Origin of the sequence: Bacillus taeanensis (assembly GCF_003318295.1) — a bacterium.
Classification (GTDB): domain Bacteria; phylum Bacillota; class Bacilli; order Bacillales; family UBA6769; genus Maribacillus; species Maribacillus taeanensis.
This window is the reverse complement of the sequence record NZ_QOCW01000026.1, coordinates 1-21,014: the sequence shown is the minus strand read 5'-3', so window position 1 is coordinate 21,014 and position 21,014 is coordinate 1. Positions and strand designations below refer to the sequence as shown.

At 36.8% G+C, this 21,014-nt stretch carries 20 protein-coding genes; 5 read left to right on the top strand and 15 right to left on the bottom strand.

Annotated features, from left to right (window positions below; all coding sequences use genetic code 11):
* The first annotated feature begins 29 nt into the window (after positions 1-29).
* On the top strand, positions 30-350 hold the full coding sequence (locus DS031_RS18855; protein WP_181833246.1) for an IDEAL domain-containing protein: 321 nt from the start codon (positions 30-32) through the stop codon (positions 348-350).
* Positions 351-520: 170 nt separating this feature from the next.
* Here the strand turns inward: DS031_RS18855 and DS031_RS18850 are convergent, their stop codons facing one another.
* From DS031_RS18850 to cobT, 3 genes are all read right to left on the bottom strand, one after another.
* The gene (locus DS031_RS18850; protein ID WP_181833245.1) at positions 521-1,912 is read right to left on the bottom strand and encodes a UDP-N-acetylmuramoyl-tripeptide--D-alanyl-D-alanine ligase; all 1,392 of its coding nucleotides are present in this window, start codon (positions 1,910-1,912) and stop codon (positions 521-523) included.
* A gap of 150 nt (positions 1,913-2,062) precedes the next feature.
* Positions 2,063-2,911 (bottom strand): hypothetical protein, encoded by an 849-nt coding sequence (locus tag DS031_RS18845; RefSeq protein WP_245947547.1) that lies wholly within the window; start codon positions 2,909-2,911, stop codon positions 2,063-2,065.
* A 112-nt stretch (positions 2,912-3,023) separates the two neighbouring features.
* On the bottom strand, positions 3,024-4,070 hold the full coding sequence (gene cobT / locus DS031_RS18840; protein WP_113807602.1) for a nicotinate-nucleotide--dimethylbenzimidazole phosphoribosyltransferase: 1,047 nt from the start codon (positions 4,068-4,070) through the stop codon (positions 3,024-3,026).
* A 168-nt stretch (positions 4,071-4,238) separates the two neighbouring features.
* On the opposite strand from cobT, the gene DS031_RS18835 reads away from it, so the two are divergent.
* Positions 4,239-4,478 (top strand): hypothetical protein, encoded by a 240-nt coding sequence (locus DS031_RS18835; RefSeq protein ID WP_113807601.1) that lies wholly within the window; start codon positions 4,239-4,241, stop codon positions 4,476-4,478.
* 68 nt (positions 4,479-4,546) lie between these two features.
* On the opposite strand, the gene DS031_RS18830 is transcribed toward DS031_RS18835, so the two are convergent.
* The 8 genes from DS031_RS18830 to DS031_RS18795 all read right to left on the bottom strand — a co-directional run bounded on the left by DS031_RS18830 (position 4,547) and on the right by DS031_RS18795 (position 12,675).
* Positions 4,547-5,524, bottom strand: coding sequence for an electron transfer flavoprotein subunit alpha/FixB family protein (locus tag DS031_RS18830; protein ID WP_113807600.1), 978 nt, complete (start codon positions 5,522-5,524; stop codon positions 4,547-4,549).
* Positions 5,525-5,537: 13 nt separating this feature from the next.
* Positions 5,538-6,308, bottom strand: coding sequence for an electron transfer flavoprotein subunit beta/FixA family protein (locus DS031_RS18825; RefSeq protein WP_113807599.1), 771 nt, complete (start codon positions 6,306-6,308; stop codon positions 5,538-5,540).
* Between the two features lie 32 nt (positions 6,309-6,340).
* A complete protein-coding gene (locus DS031_RS18820; protein ID WP_113807598.1) occupies positions 6,341-7,885 on the bottom strand; it encodes an acyl-CoA carboxylase subunit beta in 1,545 nt (514 codons plus the stop codon).
* A gap of 28 nt (positions 7,886-7,913) precedes the next feature.
* A complete protein-coding gene (locus DS031_RS18815; protein ID WP_113807597.1) occupies positions 7,914-8,696 on the bottom strand; it encodes an enoyl-CoA hydratase in 783 nt (260 codons plus the stop codon).
* An 18-nt stretch (positions 8,697-8,714) separates the two neighbouring features.
* Positions 8,715-9,629 carry a hydroxymethylglutaryl-CoA lyase gene (locus DS031_RS18810; protein WP_113807596.1) on the bottom strand — a complete coding sequence of 305 codons (915 nt, stop codon included), beginning with the start codon at positions 9,627-9,629 and terminating at the stop codon, positions 8,715-8,717.
* A 25-nt stretch (positions 9,630-9,654) separates the two neighbouring features.
* Entirely contained in the window at positions 9,655-9,867 is a 213-nt protein-coding gene (locus DS031_RS18805) for an acetyl-CoA carboxylase biotin carboxyl carrier protein subunit (protein WP_113807595.1), read from the bottom strand.
* A gap of 32 nt (positions 9,868-9,899) precedes the next feature.
* Complete coding sequence (locus tag DS031_RS18800) at positions 9,900-11,267, bottom strand: acetyl-CoA carboxylase biotin carboxylase subunit (protein ID WP_113807594.1); 1,368 nt, start codon at positions 11,265-11,267, stop codon at positions 9,900-9,902.
* A gap of 265 nt (positions 11,268-11,532) precedes the next feature.
* Entirely contained in the window at positions 11,533-12,675 is a 1,143-nt protein-coding gene (locus tag DS031_RS18795; RefSeq protein ID WP_113807593.1) for an acyl-CoA dehydrogenase, read from the bottom strand.
* Between the two features lie 350 nt (positions 12,676-13,025).
* Between DS031_RS18795 and DS031_RS18790 the strand changes: the two genes are divergently transcribed.
* Positions 13,026-13,937 (top strand): C39 family peptidase, encoded by a 912-nt coding sequence (locus DS031_RS18790; protein ID WP_245947545.1) that lies wholly within the window; start codon positions 13,026-13,028, stop codon positions 13,935-13,937.
* Between the two features lie 43 nt (positions 13,938-13,980).
* Here the strand turns inward: DS031_RS18790 and asnB are convergent, their stop codons facing one another.
* Both asnB and DS031_RS18780 read right to left on the bottom strand, forming a co-directional pair.
* Positions 13,981-15,873, bottom strand: coding sequence for an asparagine synthase (glutamine-hydrolyzing) (gene asnB / locus DS031_RS18785; RefSeq protein WP_113807592.1), 1,893 nt, complete (start codon positions 15,871-15,873; stop codon positions 13,981-13,983).
* Positions 15,874-16,347: 474 nt separating this feature from the next.
* Complete coding sequence (locus tag DS031_RS18780; protein WP_113807591.1) at positions 16,348-17,340, bottom strand: NAD(P)/FAD-dependent oxidoreductase; 993 nt, start codon at positions 17,338-17,340, stop codon at positions 16,348-16,350.
* Between the two features lie 301 nt (positions 17,341-17,641).
* Between DS031_RS18780 and alr the strand changes: the two genes are divergently transcribed.
* Complete coding sequence (gene alr, locus DS031_RS18775) at positions 17,642-18,799, top strand: alanine racemase (protein WP_113807590.1); 1,158 nt, start codon at positions 17,642-17,644, stop codon at positions 18,797-18,799.
* A 55-nt stretch (positions 18,800-18,854) separates the two neighbouring features.
* Here the strand turns inward: alr and DS031_RS18770 are convergent, their stop codons facing one another.
* The gene (locus DS031_RS18770) at positions 18,855-19,313 is read right to left on the bottom strand and encodes a CHRD domain-containing protein (protein WP_113807589.1); all 459 of its coding nucleotides are present in this window, start codon (positions 19,311-19,313) and stop codon (positions 18,855-18,857) included.
* A 229-nt stretch (positions 19,314-19,542) separates the two neighbouring features.
* Here DS031_RS18770 and DS031_RS18765 point away from each other — a divergent pair, with 229 nt between their 5' ends.
* Positions 19,543-20,862, top strand: coding sequence for a S1 family peptidase (locus DS031_RS18765; protein ID WP_113807588.1), 1,320 nt, complete (start codon positions 19,543-19,545; stop codon positions 20,860-20,862).
* 56 nt (positions 20,863-20,918) lie between these two features.
* On the opposite strand, the gene DS031_RS18760 is transcribed toward DS031_RS18765, so the two are convergent.
* Positions 20,919-21,011, bottom strand: a complete 93-nt coding sequence (locus DS031_RS18760; protein WP_425451997.1) for an IS3 family transposase — start codon at positions 21,009-21,011, stop codon at positions 20,919-20,921.
* Between the last annotated feature and the right edge of the window lie 3 nt (positions 21,012-21,014).

The following is a 21,014-nucleotide window of genomic DNA, read 5'->3' as shown; positions in this document are numbered from 1 at the left end:
GCATATATTATAATAAAGGGGGTTTTGGAGTGGGACGCCATAATTTAAATCACTTTAAAAAAGTGATCTATATTTGCGAAATCTATAAAGAACAGCGATTTTACTACCGGCAGGAATTTTTATTAAACGGAATTCGCTGGGGGCACCCTAAACCAATTACAGAAAAAACATTTGTAAAAAGACGAAAAGCCGGTTTTCCGGTTATTTATCGTTTTATTGATCAACTTCCTCCCCATATCGTTCGTCAAGTTCAGGAAATTAACGCACTTATTGATTTAGCTCTCGATACAAAAGATAAAGCTTGGTTTAAACAGCTTGTGAAAAAACGAAAGAAACTGATTGGCCAATAAAAGGAGGAAGCAAAGTGAACATTCATTTAACAGCCCATACTTATTAACAACTCTTCAGTCTCTTCTATTGTCGAGAAGCTGAAGAGTTATATAATTTTTATTCACATTATTCTTATTTCAAAGCTTTCACTTTCTTAATATACATATAAAATCTATAAGAAAAAGTACTTCTACTTATTTCTTTTGCAGCATTTTTTTATACATTGTTTGATAAGCTTGTTTTTCATCGTTCGATTTGTTATTTTAAAGAGAATAACAGATGTTTCATTTAAATAAGGAACTAGTGTTTTATATAATTGTTCAGCATTATGACAAGCAATGACCCTGCTTTGATTCATTCCTTTTTCCACCGCACATTTGCCAATTATTTTAGCCTTATCTCCAACTGTAACAAGTGTATCAATTTTTAATGAAGCAGCTTTTTGCCCGATTTTTTTGTACTCATTATCACTAAGATCTAACAGCTGCGGCATTTCTCCAATTACAGCAACCGTTCTTTTAAACGTTGCAGTACTTTTTAATACTTCTAATGCGGCTATAACAGATGGCGGAGCACAATTCCATGTATCATCAATAATTGTGACACCATTTGCTCCTTCTTTAAACTGCAAGTGTTCTGGAAGATGTCTGAAGTCTTCAAGGCGTTTTCCCGCTTCTTTAATTGCAATTCCTGCTTCATGAGCTGCAGCAACAGCAGCCATGGCATTATAAACATTATGATTTCCATATCCTGGAACAAAAAAATGATACATGTTATTTTCATAAATGAGCGTAAAATCCATTCCATCTTTTACATAAGAAATGTTAATCGCACGATAATGATTTTTTTCCCCTGTACCAAAGAAAATAAGCTTTCCTTTGAACTTCTGTAAATCAAGATTTTGAATCGTTTCATCATCTCCATTAACAATAAGCGTACCGCTAGGATTTACTCCTTCAATGATTTCAGCTTTTGCTTTAATATAATTTTCAACAGTTCGGCATCCTTGTAAATGATAAACACCAATGTTTGTAATTACACCCATTTGCGGCTTAAAATACTTGCAATTCTCTTTTAAATCCCCTGGATAAGTAACACCCATTTCAAGAACCGCAGCCTCTGTTTCATCGTTAATTCCCAACAAATAAGGCAAATTCATTTCGTCAGCATTGTTGCTTTTATAAGTTGAAAGTACTTTATATTGTTTTGCTAAAATATGGGTAATCATATCTTTTGTTGTTGTCTTTCCACAAGTTCCTGTTACGCCAATAACCGGAATTGTAAATAACTGCCGATAATACTGAACAAATTCCCAGTATGCAGTACGAATATTGTCTACTTTAATAACCGGAATTCCTTTAGATAATGCCTTTTCAACAATTCGCTCCTCTTCTGTCACAATTACACAAGTCCGTCCCATTATTGACCAATCGATGGGATATTTAAAGCAGTCAAAAAAAAGTGTATTCTGTCTAATATTGCGCCAGTATGGTGTTACGTTCTCTATAATAAAGTCGCTTAACTGCGGCTGAATTTTACCATTAATTTTTTCAATAATTGTTTTTATGTGTATGTTTTTCATATAAACCCCCACCTGCATATAAAACTCCGCTAAAGATAAATTAGCTGTTTTATTGTATGCGCTTATTTTGCAGAGTGGAATCATAAAAAAAGAACCTTCATCCTTTTTTACAATGAAGGTTCTATTCATTATTCCCTTTTTTTCACAAACTTATATTTGTTTTAAAAGAGATTCACATTCAATTTTCCAAGGATCAGTAATGCTATCTCTTCTTATGACAAAATGAAGTACTTTTGTTTCTTTGCCTCGCTTTCCTTTCTGAAAGATTTCTACTTTTACAGGAATGTCAACGGCAAGATATGAAAGCTCCTCATTTCCAAAATCCGATTCCCTTTTAACAGCTTCAATATCTTTGAGTTTTACTAACATTTTCTTCAAACTTTTAGTATGATGGGTGACTGCGTTTATGAAATAAGGATCTGATTGATTAACCGCTGCAAGATACATATCAATTAATTCATACGGGCTAACTGTTTGTAAATAATCATCAAGCTTTCCTGCCGCTTTTAAGATCATCATTTGATGTGACAAGTCAGGGTATTTTGAACCATGTGTCGTACTGTTAAGAAAATGAATACAAAAATGGCCTGGAAAACCGTTGCGAAGTGCTCCTGCTCCGTGCGGCATGCCGTGCATCGAAGCAGCAATTAACTGATCGTCAGCCAAAACTAAAATTGCTCTTCGTTTCCAGCTCCATTTTCCGTTATAAATTTTTTTCATAGTATCCGTATCTTTTTTAGTTAACGGCTGAACATCAGCATGTTTACTTCCCGCACGTCTTTGTACTGTAAACTGCAATCCCGTTTCTAAATCCACCACTTGAAAAACCGCTTTTCTAGGAAGGAGCTGATCCACTACTTCCCACGGCAGCATTTCTACCATAAAGCTAATTGGAAACCTTTTTTCAGCTGCACTACTGGCTCCAACTGATTCACTCATAATCGCCGTTAATAAGAGAGAAACACTTAACATCACAACAACCGATTGTTTTTTTAACATGATCTTAACTCCATTTCTTCTTTCTACAAAAAATATTTTGTGCAAATTTGAAGAAATTCATGTTAAAGATAAACAATTTCCATTTATTCTTATAAAAATTTTATATTTTTTGTTAAATCGGAATCCCAGCCTCTTCAAATGTAATCATTTCATTATTCATATAAGAAGCCGCTTCAATAAGATGAAACGCTAACACTGCACCACTTCCTTCTCCAAGACGGAGCCCTAAATGAATCATTGGTTTTAAGCCAAGAAGCTCTGCGGCTGTTGCTGCCCCCTTTTCTTCTGATAAATGTGAAGAAATTAAAAAGTGTTTTACTTTTGGTTCAATCTTGCAGGCAATAAGTGCTGCGGCTGTTGAAATGAATCCGTCCACTACAACAGGAACACGATAGGCAGCACCAGCAAGCATGACACCTGCCATTCCGCCAATCTCTAAACCTCCCACCTTGGCAAGGATATCAATGCCATCTTCTCGATTCGGTTTATTGAGTTCAACTGCCTTTCTTATCACATTTGCTTTATGTACAAGCTTTTCCTGTGGATAATTTGCACCTTGACCAGTGACTTCAAGCGGATCAATATTTGCGATAACTGACACAACTGCAGCGCTCGCTGTTGTATTGCCGATTCCCATCTCCCCTGTTGCGAGAAGATTTTTTCCTTTTTTCACTTGCTCAACGGCAATCTCAATACCAACTTCAATCGCTCGAATCGCTTCCTCTTTTGTCATTGCCGGTCCCTTTGTTATATTGTTTGTACCATATTTAATTTTTTTATTAACAACACCCGGTACAAGTACATTTTCTTTCACACCAATATCAACTGGAATAACATCAGCACCCGCTTGTTTAGCAAAGGCACACACACCTGTCACTCCTTTTGCGAAAAGCGCTGTTTGAACCGCGGTTACCTCTTGTGGGTATGCGGCAATTCCTTCTTCATACACACCATGATCGGCTGCCATTACAATCACAGCTTTTTGATCGACTTTTGGAAATGGACCTTTCGTTATCCCGGCAAGCTGAATAAGGAGTTCTTCTAATTCTCCTAAACTTCCGGGCGGCTTAATTAAATTGTTGACACGCTCTCTTGCCTTTTCCATTATTTCTGTATCTAAGCTTTCAATTCTTTTTATCGTTTCATTTAGTAAAGTCATTATTCCTTCTCCCCTTCCTGTTATTTTATTTTAAACGATTTATTGAAAATTAAAATGGTTATAAAAGAATCTTTAATCTATTTAAAATATTCCTAAAGTGTTATAATGACAAAATTTGTACACGCTAACTAGTATAACGATTTTATAGGATGAAAGGAGAACATAGTGATGAATAAAGAAATGCTAAAGAAAATTGAAAATGTGAAAAGTGGGAAATCAAAAAGTGAAATCTTTGATAAATTAAGACCACCTGAAGATTTCGGGGATGCAGTAGAACTTTATTACAATAATGATGATGAGTCTTTTAGAGCAATTGTGTTTGATCCTGAAACAAAAATGGTTTTTAGCGAAGAACGTTTATCTACCACAGAAGATGTAAGTGAATTTATTAATAAAACAGTTAAATAATATTTATTGAATGACAACTTAAAAAGGGCTTGAACCCTAGGGTTCAAGCCCTTTTTAACATTAATTCTCTATCCTTTAACAAGCTCTTCTTTTAACACTTGCGTTAGAAGCGGAACAACTTCAAATAAATCACCGACAATTCCGTAATCAGCCACATTAAAAATATTTGCTTCAGGGTCTTTATTAATTGCTACAATTACTTTTGAGTTAGACATACCTGCAAGATGTTGAATTGCTCCAGAAATACCGCAGGCAATATATAAGTCAGGTGTTACAACTTTTCCTGTCTGCCCAATTTGAAGCGAGTAATCACAGTAGCCCGCATCACAAGCACCTCGCGAAGCTCCCACCGCACCGCCAAGTACATCAGCAAGCTCTTCTAACGGTTTAAAGCCTTCTGTACTTTTTACTCCGCGTCCTCCGGCAACAATCACTTTTGCTTCAGATAAATCAACACCACCTGCTGACTTACGAACAATTTCCTTTACAATTGTTCGTATATCTTTTATATCCACATCAAGTGTGACTATATCTCCTGAACGGCTTTCATCTCTTTTCAAGGCTTCAATGTTGTTAGGCCGAATTGTTGCCAGTAGAAGACCATCTTTAATGACTTTCTTCTCAAATGCTTTTCCAGAATAAATTGGTCTTGTAAACAATACTTCTTCTCCTACCGCTTCCACAATAACTGCATCGGAAATTAATCCTGATTTTAACTTTGAAGCAAGTCTTGGTGAGAGATCTTTTCCCATTGCAGTGTGACCGATAATGAATCCATTTGGTTTTTCGGCATCTACTGCTGCCATAACTGCCTGCAAGTAAGCACTAGGAGAATAATTTTTAAGGGCTCTGTGCTCGACAACAACTGCGCGATCTGCCCCATAATAAAGCAATGTTTCAGCATAATCCTTTACCTTATCACCGCATAACAGTGAAACAACTTCTCCACCAGAAGCTATTTCTTTTGCAGCAGCAATTGCTTCAAAAGAAACGTGACGTAATTGTCCATCACGCATCTCCGTTAACACTAATACTTTTCGCGCCATATTTCTTCCCCCTTTAGATTACTTTTGCTTCTGAGCGCAATAATGTAAACAGCTCTTTCACTTGATCCTCAAGCTCACCTTCTAGAATCTTCCCTCCCTGTTTTTCAGGAGGCAGAAACAGATCCACTCTCCTTGTTTTCGCTTCCACATCCTCTTCATCTAAAGCAAGATCCTCTAATTCAAGAACATCCAGCGGTTTTTTCTTTGCTTTCATAATTCCGGGTAATGATGGATAACGCGGTTCATTTAATCCTTGCTGTGCCGTCACAAGAAGCGGAAGTCCTGCTTCTACTACTTCCACATCCCCTTCTACATCGCGTTCAATCGTAACCTTACTGCCGTCAATGTCAATTTTCGTAATGGTTGAAACATGATTAATACCAAGCTCTTCTGCTAATCTAGGACCAACTTGACCAGATCCGCCGTCAACAGCTACATTACCTCCTAAAATAAGGTCATATTCTTTTTCTTTTAAATAAGCGGCTAATACCGTAGACGTTGTGTATTGATCCTTCTCTTCAATATCTTCAATATTAATTAAAACCGCTTTATCTGCCCCCATTGCAAGAGCGGTTCGCAGCTCTTTTTCTGCTTCCTCTTCTCCTACTGTTATGACAATAACTTCTCCACCATGCTTATCTCGCAAAGTAATCGCCTCTTCAACCGCATATTCGTCGTATGGATTAATAATATATTCCACACCATCTTCGCTAATTTTCCCATTAGAAACAGCAATTTTCTCTTCTGTATCAAATGTTCGTTTCATAATAACGATGATATTCACTGCAATCCTCTCCTTATTTTTGATGAAGTTGATTAAACAGGGTAAATGGGATGTTTTCGATTTGAAAATGTCATATACTTTGACATATATGCAGAAAAACGGGTGATTAATTCTTCACGGAGGGCGTTTGGTGAAACAATGTCGTCAATAATCATTTCAGAGGCTAGGCGGTAGATATCAATATTTTTTTTATATTCTTCACGTTTTTGTTTAATAAAAGCGGATCTTTCTTCTTCGGGAAGCTCAGCAATTTTATTCGCATAAACCGCATTAACCGCCGCTTCCGGACCCATTACAGCAATTTGTGCTGTTGGTAATGCAAGACAACAATCCGGCTCAAAAGCTGGACCTGCCATTGCATAAAGACCAGCACCATAAGCTTTTCGAACAATAACAGAAATCTTCGGAACGGTTGCTTCTGACATCGCAGCAATCATTTTTGCGCCATGCCGAATAATTCCAGCTCTTTCTACTTTTGTGCCAATCATAAATCCTGGAATATCAGCAAGAAACAAAAGCGGTACATTAAATGCATCACATAATGTAATAAATTTTGCGGCTTTATCAGCTGAATCATGAAATAATACGCCGCCTTTCATCCGCGGCTGATTTGCGATAATTCCAAGGGTATGGCCGTTCATCCGGGCAAAACCTGTAATAATTTCAGGAGCAAATCGTTTCTTAATCTCAAAAAATGTTTCTTGATCAATAATTCTTTCAATTAAATCCATCATATTAAACGGAGAATTTTGATTATCTGGGATGATTTCTTGCAGTGTTTTCTCAAACTGTTTTGGTTGAACAACTTCTCTTAGAGGAGGTTTTTTTGTAAAGTTAGCAGGTAAGTAAGAAAGATAATTTCGCGCCATTTCAATTGCTTCTTCTTCTGATTGAGCTAATACATCACCGCAACCCGAGACAGTGCAGTGCATTTTCGCACCGCCCATTTCTTCCAACGTAACTTTTTCACCAATGACCATCTCTGCCATACGTGGGGATCCTAAATACATAGATGCACTGCCGTCCACCATAATGACAATATCGCAAAAAGCCGGAATATATGCGCCACCTGCGGCAGAAGGGCCAAACAACAAACAAATTTGCGGAATTTTCCCAGATAATTTCACTTGATTATAAAAAATTCTGCCGGCCCCGCGCCGACCTGGAAACATTTCAACTTGATCTGTAATTCTCGCCCCGGCTGAATCAACTAAATAAAGAAGTGGTATATTCAATGTTTCAGCTTTTTCTTGAATCCGAATAATCTTTTCAACTGTTCGCGCTCCCCAAGAACCGGCTTTTACTGTTGAATCATTTGCCATGACACAAACGGTTTGCCCATTCATTTTTCCTATCCCCGTTATAACACCGTCCGCGGGGAGACCTTGTGCTTCGCTATTCGCAAAGAGACCATCTTCTATTTCAAGATCATCATCCAATAAATGTTTTAACCGGTCGCGTACAAATAGCTTTTTTTGCTCGTTATTTTTTTGATGATATTTCTTTTCACCGCCTTGTTTAATGTTTTCTTCCCGCTCCTTTAGTGATTGCGCTGGCGACTTTTCTTGTGGTGACATCGTTACTCACTCCCTATTGAAAATTCAATCACTCACCTTTATAAATAGGACGTCTTTTTTCTTTAAAAGCCCGCAGTCCTTCAAGTCGGTCTTTTGTTGGAATGACAGCTTCATATGCTGATTGTTCAATCGAAAGCCCTGTATTTAAATCCACTTCAACGCCTTTATTAATTGCAAGCTTTGCCTGTTTAAGAGCAAGCGGCGCATTTTGTACAATTCTTTCAGCAAGTTCCATTGTTTTTTTCATAAGTTCATTATGTGACACCATATATTCAACAAGTCCAATTTTTTCAGCTTCATCAGCCTCAATTTTTCTTGCAGAAAAAACTAATTCTTTTGCCATTCCTTTGCCTATTAATCTTGGCAGACGCTGTGTTCCGCCTGCTCCCGGAATAATGCCAAGTGATGTTTCCGTTAAACCAAACCTAGCATACGTTGAAGCAATTCGAATATCACATGCTAATGCAAGTTCAAGTCCTCCGCCAAGCGCAGCACCATTTATTGCAGCTAAAACAGGCTGTGGGAGATCCTCGACTTCATTCATTGCAGTGCGAATAAGTGATACAGCTTGCCTTACTTCATAATCGTTCATTTCTCTTCTTTCTTTTAAGTCTGCTCCGGCGCAAAATACTTTTTCACCTGCCCCTGTTACAATTACACATCTTACGTTTCGATCGTACTTGATCTCATACAAGGTTTCATGAAGTTCATGAAGCATTGCAGTAGAAAAAGCATTAGCAGACTGAGGACGGTTTAAGGTTAAAACTACAATACCAGAATGACCCTTTGAAACGAGCAACTGCTTGTCAATAACATAGTCATCCTTTCTTTATTTACTTAATCGTTTTTTACTTTTTTCTGCTTTTAAAGCGTGACTTGGCAATGTTCGCCCAATCTTTTCTTCAATAAAACACGAGGCTGCGAGTAACTTTTCTTGATTAATGCCTGTTGAAATCCCCATTTCATTCATCATATGATTTAAATCATCTGTTGCAATATTTCCCGAAGCCCCCGGGGCATAAGGACAGCCGCCAAGTCCACCTAAAGAAGCATCAAAAGTTGTAATTCCCATTTCAAGAGAAATCAAAATATTAGCCAGTGCCATTCCGTAAGTATTATGAAAATGCATGGCAAGTTTATCTTTAGGAAAATACTTTAGAAACGCTTCTAACACTTCTTCTACTTGAGTTGGATTTGCTGTACCGATCGTATCTCCAAGCGACAGCTCACTTATTCCCATCTCAAGCATTTTTTCTGAGATAAACAGCACCTTATCTATAGAAATCTTTCCTTCATATGGGCAGCTAAATACAGCAGATAGATAGCCGCGCACTGTTTTTCCTGCGGCAAGGGTATCATGAACAACTTCTTTTAGAATAGGAAACGTTTCAGCAATGGATTTATTAATATTTTTTTTATTATGAGATTCACTGGCGGACATAAATACAGCAGTTTCATCGATATTCGCTTGAAGTGCTTTTTCAAGTCCCTTTTGATTAGGGACAAGCGCGGCATACGTTACACCTGGTTTTCGGTCAATTTTTTTTGCAACCTCTAATGCATCGTGAAGAGCAGGAACCCATTTTGGATTTACAAATGAGCTAATTTCAATATAAGTAAGGCCTGTTAAAGCCAAACTATTAATCCATGAAACTTTATCTTCGGTTGATAGATATTTCTTTTCATTTTGAAGTCCATCGCGAGGGCCAACTTCTTTTATACAGATGGATTGCGGCCAATCGATGGCAACCAGCTCCTTTCAATGGGCACTACTCAATCTCTAAAATCACATCTCCTTCATTTACAAACTCTCCCTCTCCTGTTACAATTGCTTTCACTTTTCCGCTTACTTCTGAGGCAATTGGTATTTCCATTTTCATTGATTCTAAAATGGCAACATCCTGTCCTTCTGCTACTTCATCACCTACTCCAACCAATAACTTCCATAGATTACCTGCCATATTTGAAACAACTTGACTCATTACGCCCCCTCCAAATCTTGTTCATCCTTTTTTCATTTAGGAAATGATTTTGTTTGTATTTTATTTTGAATATATTTTCGAATAAAATCCGTGGTTGTGTCGCCACCTTTATACGCTTCATGAGCTGCGATCTTTTGCAGCATTGCGATATTTGTTTTAATACCTTCCACATTGTATTCTGCCAACGCTTTTTGAAGACGGCTAACTGCTTCGTTCCGATTTTCCCCTTTTACAATAAGCTTTGCAATCATCGGATCATAAAAAGGGGTAACCTTAAAACCTTCTAATACTCCTAACTCATGACGAGTCCACTTATAGAAAGGGGTGTTAAGCTTTGTAATTTTTCCTGGTGAAGGAAAAAAAGTAAAGGGATCTTCTGCATAAATTCTTGCTTCAATAGCGTGACCGGACTTCCGAATGTCCACTTGACTAAAAGATAATTCTTCACCTAAGGCAGCGTAGATTTGCAGTTCAACTAAATCAAAGCCGGTAATTTCTTCTGTCACCGGATGTTCGACCTGCAGCCTTGTATTCATTTCTAAAAAATAGAAATTTTTATTTTCATCAACTAAAAATTCAATTGTTCCCACGTTTTGATAGTTAATTTTCTTTGCCGCTTTTACAGCTGCTTCACCCATCTTTTTTCTCGTTTCTTCATCTAAAAATGGAGAAGGAGCTTCCTCAATTACCTTTTGATGACGCCGTTGAATTGAACATTCTCGTTCCCATAAATAAACCGTATTTCCTTTTGAATCAGCTAAAACCTGCACTTCAATATGTCTTGAATGCGGGATATATTTCTCAATATATATCGCCCCATCACCGAAGTAATCTACTGCTCTTTTTTGATTACCATCGTACGCCTTTTTTAATTCTTCATTATTATAAACAATCTGCATTCCAATTCCGCCGCCCCCGCTTGAAGCTTTTAACATAACAGGGTAACCAATTCGTTTCGCTATTTCAGATGCTTCTAGAGCGTCTTTGAGAGGATACGTAATGCCTGGCACAACCGGTATTCCGGCTTCTTTCATCGCTTTTCGGGCTTCAATTTTACTGCCCATTTTTGCAATAACGTCTGCAGGTGGTCCAATAAAAACAATTCCTTCTTTCGCGCAGCGATCGGCAAAACCAGCATTCTCAGAAAGAAGTCCATAGCCAGGATGAATGGCGTCTATCCCCGACTCTTTTGCCTTTTCAATGATCTTATCTATATTTAAATAGCTTTCATTTACACGTGATTTACCAATTAAAAAAGCTTCATCCGCGTTTTTTACATGAAGGGCTTCAGCATCTGCTTCCGAATAAACAGCCACAGTTTTAATACCCATTTTTCTGCATGTTTTAATAACACGGACCGCAATCTCCCCACGATTGGCAATTAGAATTTTCTTAAACATAGATACCTCCTTTTTTAATGAACATTACTTCAAATTAAACAAGTTACTGTGAATTTATTCGCTAAATAAATCATTTCATTTAATGAGGTAATGAAAAATGTTTATGAATGTGAGGCTTCACTTTATAAATAATTTTGTAATGCTTGAAGGTTAGGCTAAAAGGATAAATGAGATGGAAAATACTTTTTAAAAAATAGAGAGGCAAAAAGATAAATAAGTCGTTTTGCGGTTTCAGTTTGTATGAACAGTAGAAGATTTTTATTAGTTAACACCCTAATTGACGGGCGATAACGAGACGTTGAATTTCTGAAGTTCCTTCACCAATTTCCATAAGCTTTGCATCACGTAAATGCCGTTCAACGGCATATTCACGCATATAACCGTATCCGCCATGAATTTGAATCGCTTGATTACTTACATTTGTTGCCGTTTCTGAAGCAAATAGTTTTGCCATTGAAGCTTCTTTTGAGAACGGTCTTTTTTGCTCTTTTAACCATGCTGCCTTATAAACGATATTACGAGCAAGTTCTACATGCATCGCCATATCAGCTAGCTTAAATTGAATCGCTTGAAATTTCGAAATAGATTGACCGAACTGCTTCCGCTCTTTCGCATAATGTAACGCTTTATCAAGTGCAGCTTGCGCAATCCCTACTGAAAGCGCCGCAATTGAAATACGACCTCCATCCAATGTATAAAGAAACTGCTTAAATCCTTTATGGGGATCACCTAATAAGTTCTCTTTAGGAACCCGCACATTTTCTAAAACTAATTCACACGTATTAGAAGCACGAACACCCATTTTGTCATAATTGCTGTTGATCGTAAATCCTGGAGTATTTGTCGGGACTATTAATGCTGAAATAATATTTTTTCCTCGAACATCTTTACCAGTGACAGCGGTTACAATTACCGTATTAGAGTACGAGGCATTGGTTATCCAGCATTTTTCTCCATTGATTACATATTCATCCCCATCGAGAACAGCTTTCGTTTCTGTTCCGCCTGCATCTGATCCGGCATTTGGTTCTGTTAAGCCAAATGCTCCTAATGTTTTACCAGAAGCTAACGGAATTAAATAGTTCTCCTTTTGTTTTTCTGTACCAAAATAATAAAATGGACTTGCACCTAAAGATACAGTTGCTGCATAGCTAAGTCCTGTCCCTCCACATGCTCTTCCTATTTCTTCAACAGCAATGGCATATGAGATTGTATCCCCGCCAGAACCACCGTACTTTTCTGGAAACGGAATTCCTAATATCCCTAATTTACCCATTTTATCAAAAATATCAATTGGGAATTTAGCGGTTCGATCTAACGCTTCTGCTTTTGGAGCGATTTCATTTTGAGCAAAATCTCTAACCATATCCTTAATCATCTGCTGTTCACTCGTTAACTCAAAATTCATAAGCGGTCACCTCCACAAAGAATCAAACGGCTTCTACTTGGAAAATGTATGAATGTTCATTTATTTTTATTTTATTAAAAAAATTTAGAATTGTATATGATTTTAGAAATATTTATAAGAACCAGTATAGCTATTAAAATGATTGATTCATTATATTCACTATTAATAACGCTTATTAATTAAATATTACGTTGATATACATGCCACTTTACTGAACCTCGACCTTTATTTGTTACGGATAGATAAAAAAATGAAACAAAAACTAAAATCATGAAGGACACTCCTTCAGTCCCATGATATGATTAACGTATCTTTTTTAACTTTTAAAAAATAAAAGGGTGTACCAACACATGTTAATTATTTTTGCAGCTGTTTCTTTTTTCTTAATGGGTGTCACGTTTATGCTGACACTGCAAAAATCAATGAAAAGAAAATACAGAAAAATTTCATTTGCACATTTTCTGTTATTTTTCATACTTAGTTCATGTAGTATTTTGTATGTAAAAGACGGTGATTATACAAAATTAAACGTTTCAGACTTAAAAGAAAAATTATGGAACACTGTTATTTTTGAAAACACAGAAACTGTATTCGCTAATAACACCATAAAAGCCGCGCTTAGAGAAACATTCGTAAACGAAAGAGTTATTAAAGACAGCGTAAAGCTTGATGTACGGATTATTTCCCAGCTTCCCGAACTGCCTCGAGGCTGTGAAGTAACAAGCCTTGCTATGCTGTTAAACCATGCCGGTGTTAACACCGATAAAATGATATTAGCCAAAGAAATAAAAAAAGACCCCACACCATACAAAAAACAAAATGGACAAGTCTACTTCGGTAATCCATATGATGGCTTTGTCGGTGATATGTACAATAAAAATAATCCCGGCCTCGGTGTTTATCACGGTCCCATCCGAAAGTTGGCAATTGAATATTTACCAGGTCAAATCATTGATTTAACTGGAAAAGATTTCAACTCTCTATACAGTCACCTGTCAGCAGGAAAACCTGTGTGGATTATTACAAATACACAATATCGTCAACTTCCAGCATCTTATTTTGAGAAATGGGAAACTCCCTCTGGCACACTTAGTGTCACCTATAAGGAGCATTCGGTACTTGTGACAGGATATGACCATGACTATATTTATTTCAATGATCCCCTTACAGGTCAAAAGAATAGAAAGGCGCCTAAAGAAGCTTTTATTAAAGCATGGGAACAGATGGGAAGACAAGCGGTTACGTATACTTCATTCTCATAAAAAAGGTAAACACCCAAAGGCAAATTGCCTTTGGGTGAAAATATTACTGCAGAATAAGTTCTTTTTCTTTATTATGGCTAAAGTCGTATACATCTTCCATATAAATTTGATGCCAAATCATAAAGATCAGCACTGTCCAGATTTTCCGACTATTGTCTGCTGTACCTTTACAATGTTCATCAAGAAGTTTAATGATTTCTCCTTTATGAAGAAGATGATCTGTTTGACTGTCATTAATAAGTTTAATGGCCCAATCATACATTTCATTTTTCAGCCAATGACGAATTGGTACAGGAAAACCAAGCTTTCTTCGATTTAAAACATGATCCGGCACAATTCCTTCTATTGCTTTACGAAGAATATGCTTTGTTGTACCATTTGCAATCTTCATAGACGGTGAAATTTTTGATGCCACACGAAATACCTCTTTATCTAAAAATGGCACACGCAGCTCTAAAGAATGAGCCATTGTCATTTTATCAGCTTTTAATAAAATATCACCGCGAAGCCATGTGTGAATATCAATATACTGCATCCGGTTAACTGGTTCATAACCGCTCGTTGCTGTATAAAGCGGTGCCGTAAGCTTTGCATAATCCAAGCCTTCTTTATATGCTTTTAAAATATTTCGTTTTTCTTCCTCTGTAAACATTTTTGCATTACCAATATAACGTTCTTCCATCGGTGTACAGCCGCGCTCAATAAAACTTTTCCCTTTCATTCCTTGAGGCATATTTTGAGCAACTGCTTTCAAAAGCTTTTTACCAACATTAGGAATATTTTCGAACATTTTAAGGGAATTTGGCTCATGGTAAATATTATAACCACCAAACAGCTCATCCGCACCTTCACCAGATAAAACAACTGTTACGTGCTTCGCTGCTTCTCGAGCTACAAAGTATAACGGAATAGCAGCGGGATCTGCAAGCGGATCATCCATATGCCAAATAATTTTAGGCAGTTCATTCATATATTCTTCAGGAGTAATCAGATAATTAATGTTCTCTACATTTAATTTATCTGCCGTTTCTTTTGCCACATCCACCTCTGAGAAGCCTTCACGTTCAAATCCAACAGAAAATGTTTTAATATTTGGATTAAACTCTTTCGCAATTGAAACAATAGCAGATGAATCAATACCGCCTGATAAGAATGAACCTACAGGCACATCACTGCGCATGTGCATTTTTACAGAATCAAACAATACATCACGAATTTCTTTCACAAGTTCTTGTTCTGTACTGTTAACCGGCTTAAACTCAGCCTGCCAGTATTTTTTAATTTCAAGCTTTTGACCAATCTTCTTTTTAAAGCAGTGACCGGGCTCAAGCTTTTTAATATCCACAGACATTGTCTCAGGCTCTGGCACATACTGATAGGTTAAATAATGCTGAAGCGCCTCATGATGTAACACATCATTTTCTAAAGAAAGCAAAATACTTTTCTTTTCCGAAGCAAAAAATGTTTGATTGCCCTGTTCATGATAAAAGAACGGTTTAATTCCAAACGGGTCACGCGCGCCAAATAGCTCTTGTTTCTCTTTATCCCAAATAACAAACCCAAACATACCGCGCAGTTTTTCTACTGCTTTTTCACCTATATCGCTGTATAGGGCTAAAATAGCTTCTGTATCACACTCAGTTACAAACTTGTAACCTTTATTTTTTAACTGCTCTCGAATCTCGACATGATTATAAACTTCCCCATTAAAAATAATCCAGTAACGTTCATTTTCATAAGATAATGGCTGATGTCCATTCTCAAGATCAATAATGCTTAAACGACGAAAACCAAAGTTAATGTGCTCGTCATAATAGTAGCCTTCATCGTCTGGTCCTCTATGTGTAATAATATTATTCATGCGTTCAAACTGCGCCTTTAACGAATCATTTAGCGCTTGAGGATTATCATGTATACATCCAATAAATCCACACATGTTATCGTACTCCTTACTCGCAATAGGATTTTATCTTTTATTTTATATGCTTTTACACATTATCTATCTGCAAAAGTTAATATTAAAGTGCCGTTTTCAAAAAATAAAAATCAACACATCGCTTATTCATTAAACTATTCTTACTGAAGAAAAGTTTCTATGTTTTTGAGAGAGATTCAGTGTATGTTTTGTTTTATTTTGTAAACAAAATAAACAGGTGATTAACCCAACAAATCTTAACATAGTTCAACATATTTTTCATCATCCATTTGTCGCGGTTATAAGAACATTTTGAAGCAATTTTGAAGAAGAATGGTTGAAGAAAATGTAGAAAAAAGAAAATGATCAAATATAACCGGAACATTTTCTTATAAATTTCCCTATTTATCTCTAATAAAACATGTTAATAGAAAATTTTCAACTCTTTTCTCATTGCTTTTCCCTTTAACCAGATAATTTTTGACAATAAACCCTCTAACCTTTATTTTTCAAACATTCTATCACAGCTTCTCCTGAAGCTATTCCTGATAGGACTGCACTTTCAATCCTTGTTCTGCCTGCCAAATCCTCTTTATGTAAAAAAGCATCACCTGCAGCAAAAAATGGAACAGAAAGCTCCATATTTAAAAATGGTTTTCGAATAACAGACAACGCTTCGGAATAGCGCCACTTTTTTAAGTGTGTTGTTTTTATAGTGCTGCAGTTAATCCATTTTTTGGACTTCTCAATCAGCTTGTCTAATAGAAGCTGATCATCCATATCCCAATGCTGCTTTGACCACTTTCCATCTGCATAAATACTTACGATCGTTTGGGAAGAAAGACCCTTTTTACTATGATCTACGATTCGCTCTAACCCCTGCGGCAGCGAATGATCAAGATGACCAGAATCTAGGAGACTTGTAGATTCACTCAATTTGACGACTGCCACTATACTAGGAGCGAATTGAATTGCTTTTAAATCATTTTTTACCTTTTTCATAATTGGAAGCTGACTATTATGAAAAAGGGTTATTATTTGAGGAGCTGGTGCTGTTACAATTACTGCTCTTGCTTCAATATTCTCATTCGTTTCTGTCTTTAAATTATAATATTTTTCGTCTATCATATGTATACTAACTACTTTTGTATTTAGCTTCACTGTCATTCCTTCAGCAAGGTTTTTCACCAGTTCCTTCATGCCACCAATACTTTTATAGCGCTTATAAGGATCTCCAAACCAATGTTTCACCCATCCAGCCCTTTCCCAAACATCAACAACTTTTTGAAATTGTAATGTGCGAATGGTAAAGAACTGTGCACCGTAGTCTGCTTTTTCTCCCTCCATACAATTCGTTGCCATCCGTCCGCCAATCGTGCTGTTTTGCTCAAGGATGATTACAGGCAGACCTTTCTCTTCTATTTTAGCTGCCGCCATAACCCCACTCATCCCTCCGCCAATTACAACAATAGGTAAAGTTTTCTTCATCCATCATTCTCCTTTTTGTGATATTCATGGATCAGAAAATTATCTGTTCTAAAAGATGATGCTTTGTTCCCTTACCACTTCGGCAACTTTCATGATTGTGGTAAAATAAACCTACTTTATTAACCTTGTATTTATCTTATCCTATTTTCCACACCTATAAAAACGTTTAATGAAGCGGATATATATTATATATCTTCAACTTAATTGCCAAAACCGTAGTGATTTTGACAGCAAATTCTCAAGTGCACTCTATAAGCTTTAAAATAATACCAGCAATTTTCACAAAAAGGGGGAAATCATCGTGGATCATCATTTTTACCGTGATACATGGGCAGAAATTAATCTTGACGCAATCAAAGCAAATATCAACGCATTTCAAAACCATTTGCCAAATGAAACAGGCATTATTGCTATTGTAAAAGCAAATGCATATGGACACGGAGCCCTTCAAACTGCAAAAGCAGCACTTGAGGCTGGTGCAGCACGCTTAGCTGTTGCTCTTCTTGATGAAGCGCTTTTATTAAGGAAAGCTGGATTTACAGTCCCAATTCATGTACTTGGCTGGGTTCATCCTAAAGATGTTCAGATTGCCGCAGAATACAACATTGAGTTAACCATTTTTCAATTAGAGTGGCTGGATGAAACAAAAGAACATATTTCTATGCCCGTTAAACTGCATTTAAAAGTTGACACAGGGATGGGACGACTAGGCACCACTACTTTTACAGAATTAAAAGAAATTGTTAAAGAGATAAAACATTCAAAGTGGCTAACTCTTGAAGGTGTATTCACCCACTTTGCTACCGCTGACGAACCAAACAGTTCACTTTTTTACAGACAACATGATCGCTTTCAACAAGTACTTCAGCTGCTTAAAGAATTAGACAGCACCCCACATATTATTCATACAAGCAACAGTGCAGCAGCCATTCAACTTCCAGAAAAAAGCTATCAGTTTATTCGTCTTGGTATTTCTATGTACGGTCTTCAACCATCACCAGAACTCGCTCCACCATTTCAACTTCATGAAGCTTTTTCACTTCACAGCTGTTTAACACATGTGAAGCAGGTACAAAAAGGAGACACGATAAGCTACGGTGCAGCATATGAAGCCTCAGAAACGGAATGGATTGGCACAATTCCAATTGGTTATGCGGATGGCTGGCTGAGAAAAATTGGCGCTCAAGGAGAAGTAATTGTTGAAGGAGAACGAGTTCCTATCGTGGGGAGAATATGTATGGATCAGATGATGATTCGTCTTCCAAAAAAAATGAATATCGGTACAAAAGTTACGCTCATAGGTTCTCAACAAAATGAACGCATTTCCATTGATGACCTTGCTAAACAGCTTGACACAATCAATTATGAAATCCCCTGCATGATTTCAAATCGCGTACCAAGAGTCTTTTATAAAGACAACAAAAAAATCGGTTGTGTAAACGGTTTTCAAAATCTCTAATTCCTCCTGTTAAAATAAGGATTGACTCAAAGGGAATAACTCCTAATGAGTCACCTTATCTCACTTTAATGATCCTATTCAAACGAAAAAACTCTTTTAATTTGTCCTCTAATCTCACCACCGAGATTTTTTCCGTATGAACATTTACATAAGCTTTCCCTGTTTTCATCAGCTTAATTAAATCTGAAATCCGATCCACACCTTTCTCATTGTCAATCATATCATCGTTTGTAAGAATTCCTGTTATCACACCTTTACAAGCTATCATTCTCTCCTCACCAGGAAGTGATACAGCATCCGCACGAAATAAAAAAACAAGAATTGGTCCATTTTCTCCTTTTTCACCAAAATGAATATGCGCTTGAATAAAATCTTTCATATTATTTACTTCCAGTCGAAACTTTATTTTTGTTTTCTTGCTGTTCGAAATAAATTTTGCATTACCAAAAGCAGTTGAGTTTACAGGTGGTACTTCGTTTTCACCTCTTAAATGGGTAAAGAAAAACTTCTTCATTATGCTCCACTCCTAAATCACCTGTTTACTATATGCTGAAGTGAAAAAACTGCTTGGTCTTTTATGCTTTGTGGACACCGTGCCGCCTCTCACTATGTATACGAGTATTAGAGACATATAAAAAACCCATGAAAACTTTATATGTTTTTTGTACAACAATGTATTCTTTCTAGCAAGCTAGTATGCTACCATAAATATGGAATAATAAATGATAAGAAAGGATGATTTGGTGAAATTTATTAAAATAGCCGGTCTGTTAGCCATTGCTGTTACATTATGCAGTTTATTTCTTTTTGAACAGCACAGTACGGCAGCACCGAAAGAATCAACTAAAGAAAAACATGATGCTAAAACGTTTATTAAAAGCATGGAAAATGTTCAGTTTAGAAAAGAATTTGGTTTAAACCATCAACCTGAACATGTACAAAAAGTACTTTCAGAAGTACAAAATGAATCAGCGGTTGAGAAATACGGCGTTGTTTTAACAGAAGCTGAAGAGCAAGAAATAGAACGCCGCGGCAATATCCAAGAAAAACATCTACCCAAAATAAAAGAAAAGTTAGATAAAAACCTAGACAAAATTGGGTTTGGCGGCATTTACATAGACCAGCAGGAAAATGGTAAAGTAATGGTTGGTGTAAAAAAACCGTTAAATGATCAACAAGTTGCAAAATTGATAGCAGACATTAAACAAGAATACCCTTATCCAAACGGCATTGAATTTTATAATGTCACATATTCAGAAAAAGATCTAAATAAAATTGCAGATAAAATTTCAACTAAACATAACCAACTTTTAAAACAAGGAATTGAAATTACATCGGTTTCTACAGATTTTGAAAACCAAAGCGTGATCGTCAGTGTGACAAGCTTAAATGAAGAAGCAAAGAAAAGCATTAAGCAAACAGCTGAAGTCGAGAATCTTTCATTTATTGAAGGGGGAAAAGTTGAGCTTGCGTCTCGTTCCAGCTATCATGATCCTCTACAGGGCGGATTGAGTATTTCTGGACCAAAAGGACAATGTTCCATGGCTTATTTAGCACGAAATAATACGGGAAAACACTATGCTGTAACAGCGGCACACTGCGGTAATTCTGGCGACTCTTTCTATCAGGGCGGCTCTTATATGGGTTATATTTCTAATTCATACCATCAACTTGGCGGTGAAGTCGATGCCACAGGTGTTTATATTGCAAATCGTAGAGATGTAAGCAGCCGGGTATATGGGAGTGTTTATCTATTAACTTCCCTTGAAACATGGTCAGGAGAATCAATTGGACAAATGGTATGTAAATCCGGAGCTTCAACAGGTACAACATGCGGTACATTACAAAGTAAACGTGTTGACTTCTACTCCAATGGTATTTACCACTATAACTTCAGAGGAACAAGCGGCATGGATGTTATCTCCGGGGACAGCGGCGGTACGGTTTATTACCGCAACTCTTTAAAAGGTGTCGTATTAGGATACAGCAACTTATACGATGGCATTTATTCACATGCCCGCAATGTGTTAGAAGATGTAGGGCTCATTCCGATATTAGATTAATAACTTACTTAGAAGGGACAGGCTGTGATGTGACCCCCGAAAGTTAGAGTTTTATATTATGCAGCTAATTGGCAGGTATGGATACGGTATTGAACTGGACTCATGCCGGCCAATTTTTGCTTAATACGTCTGTTATTATAGTAATTTATATA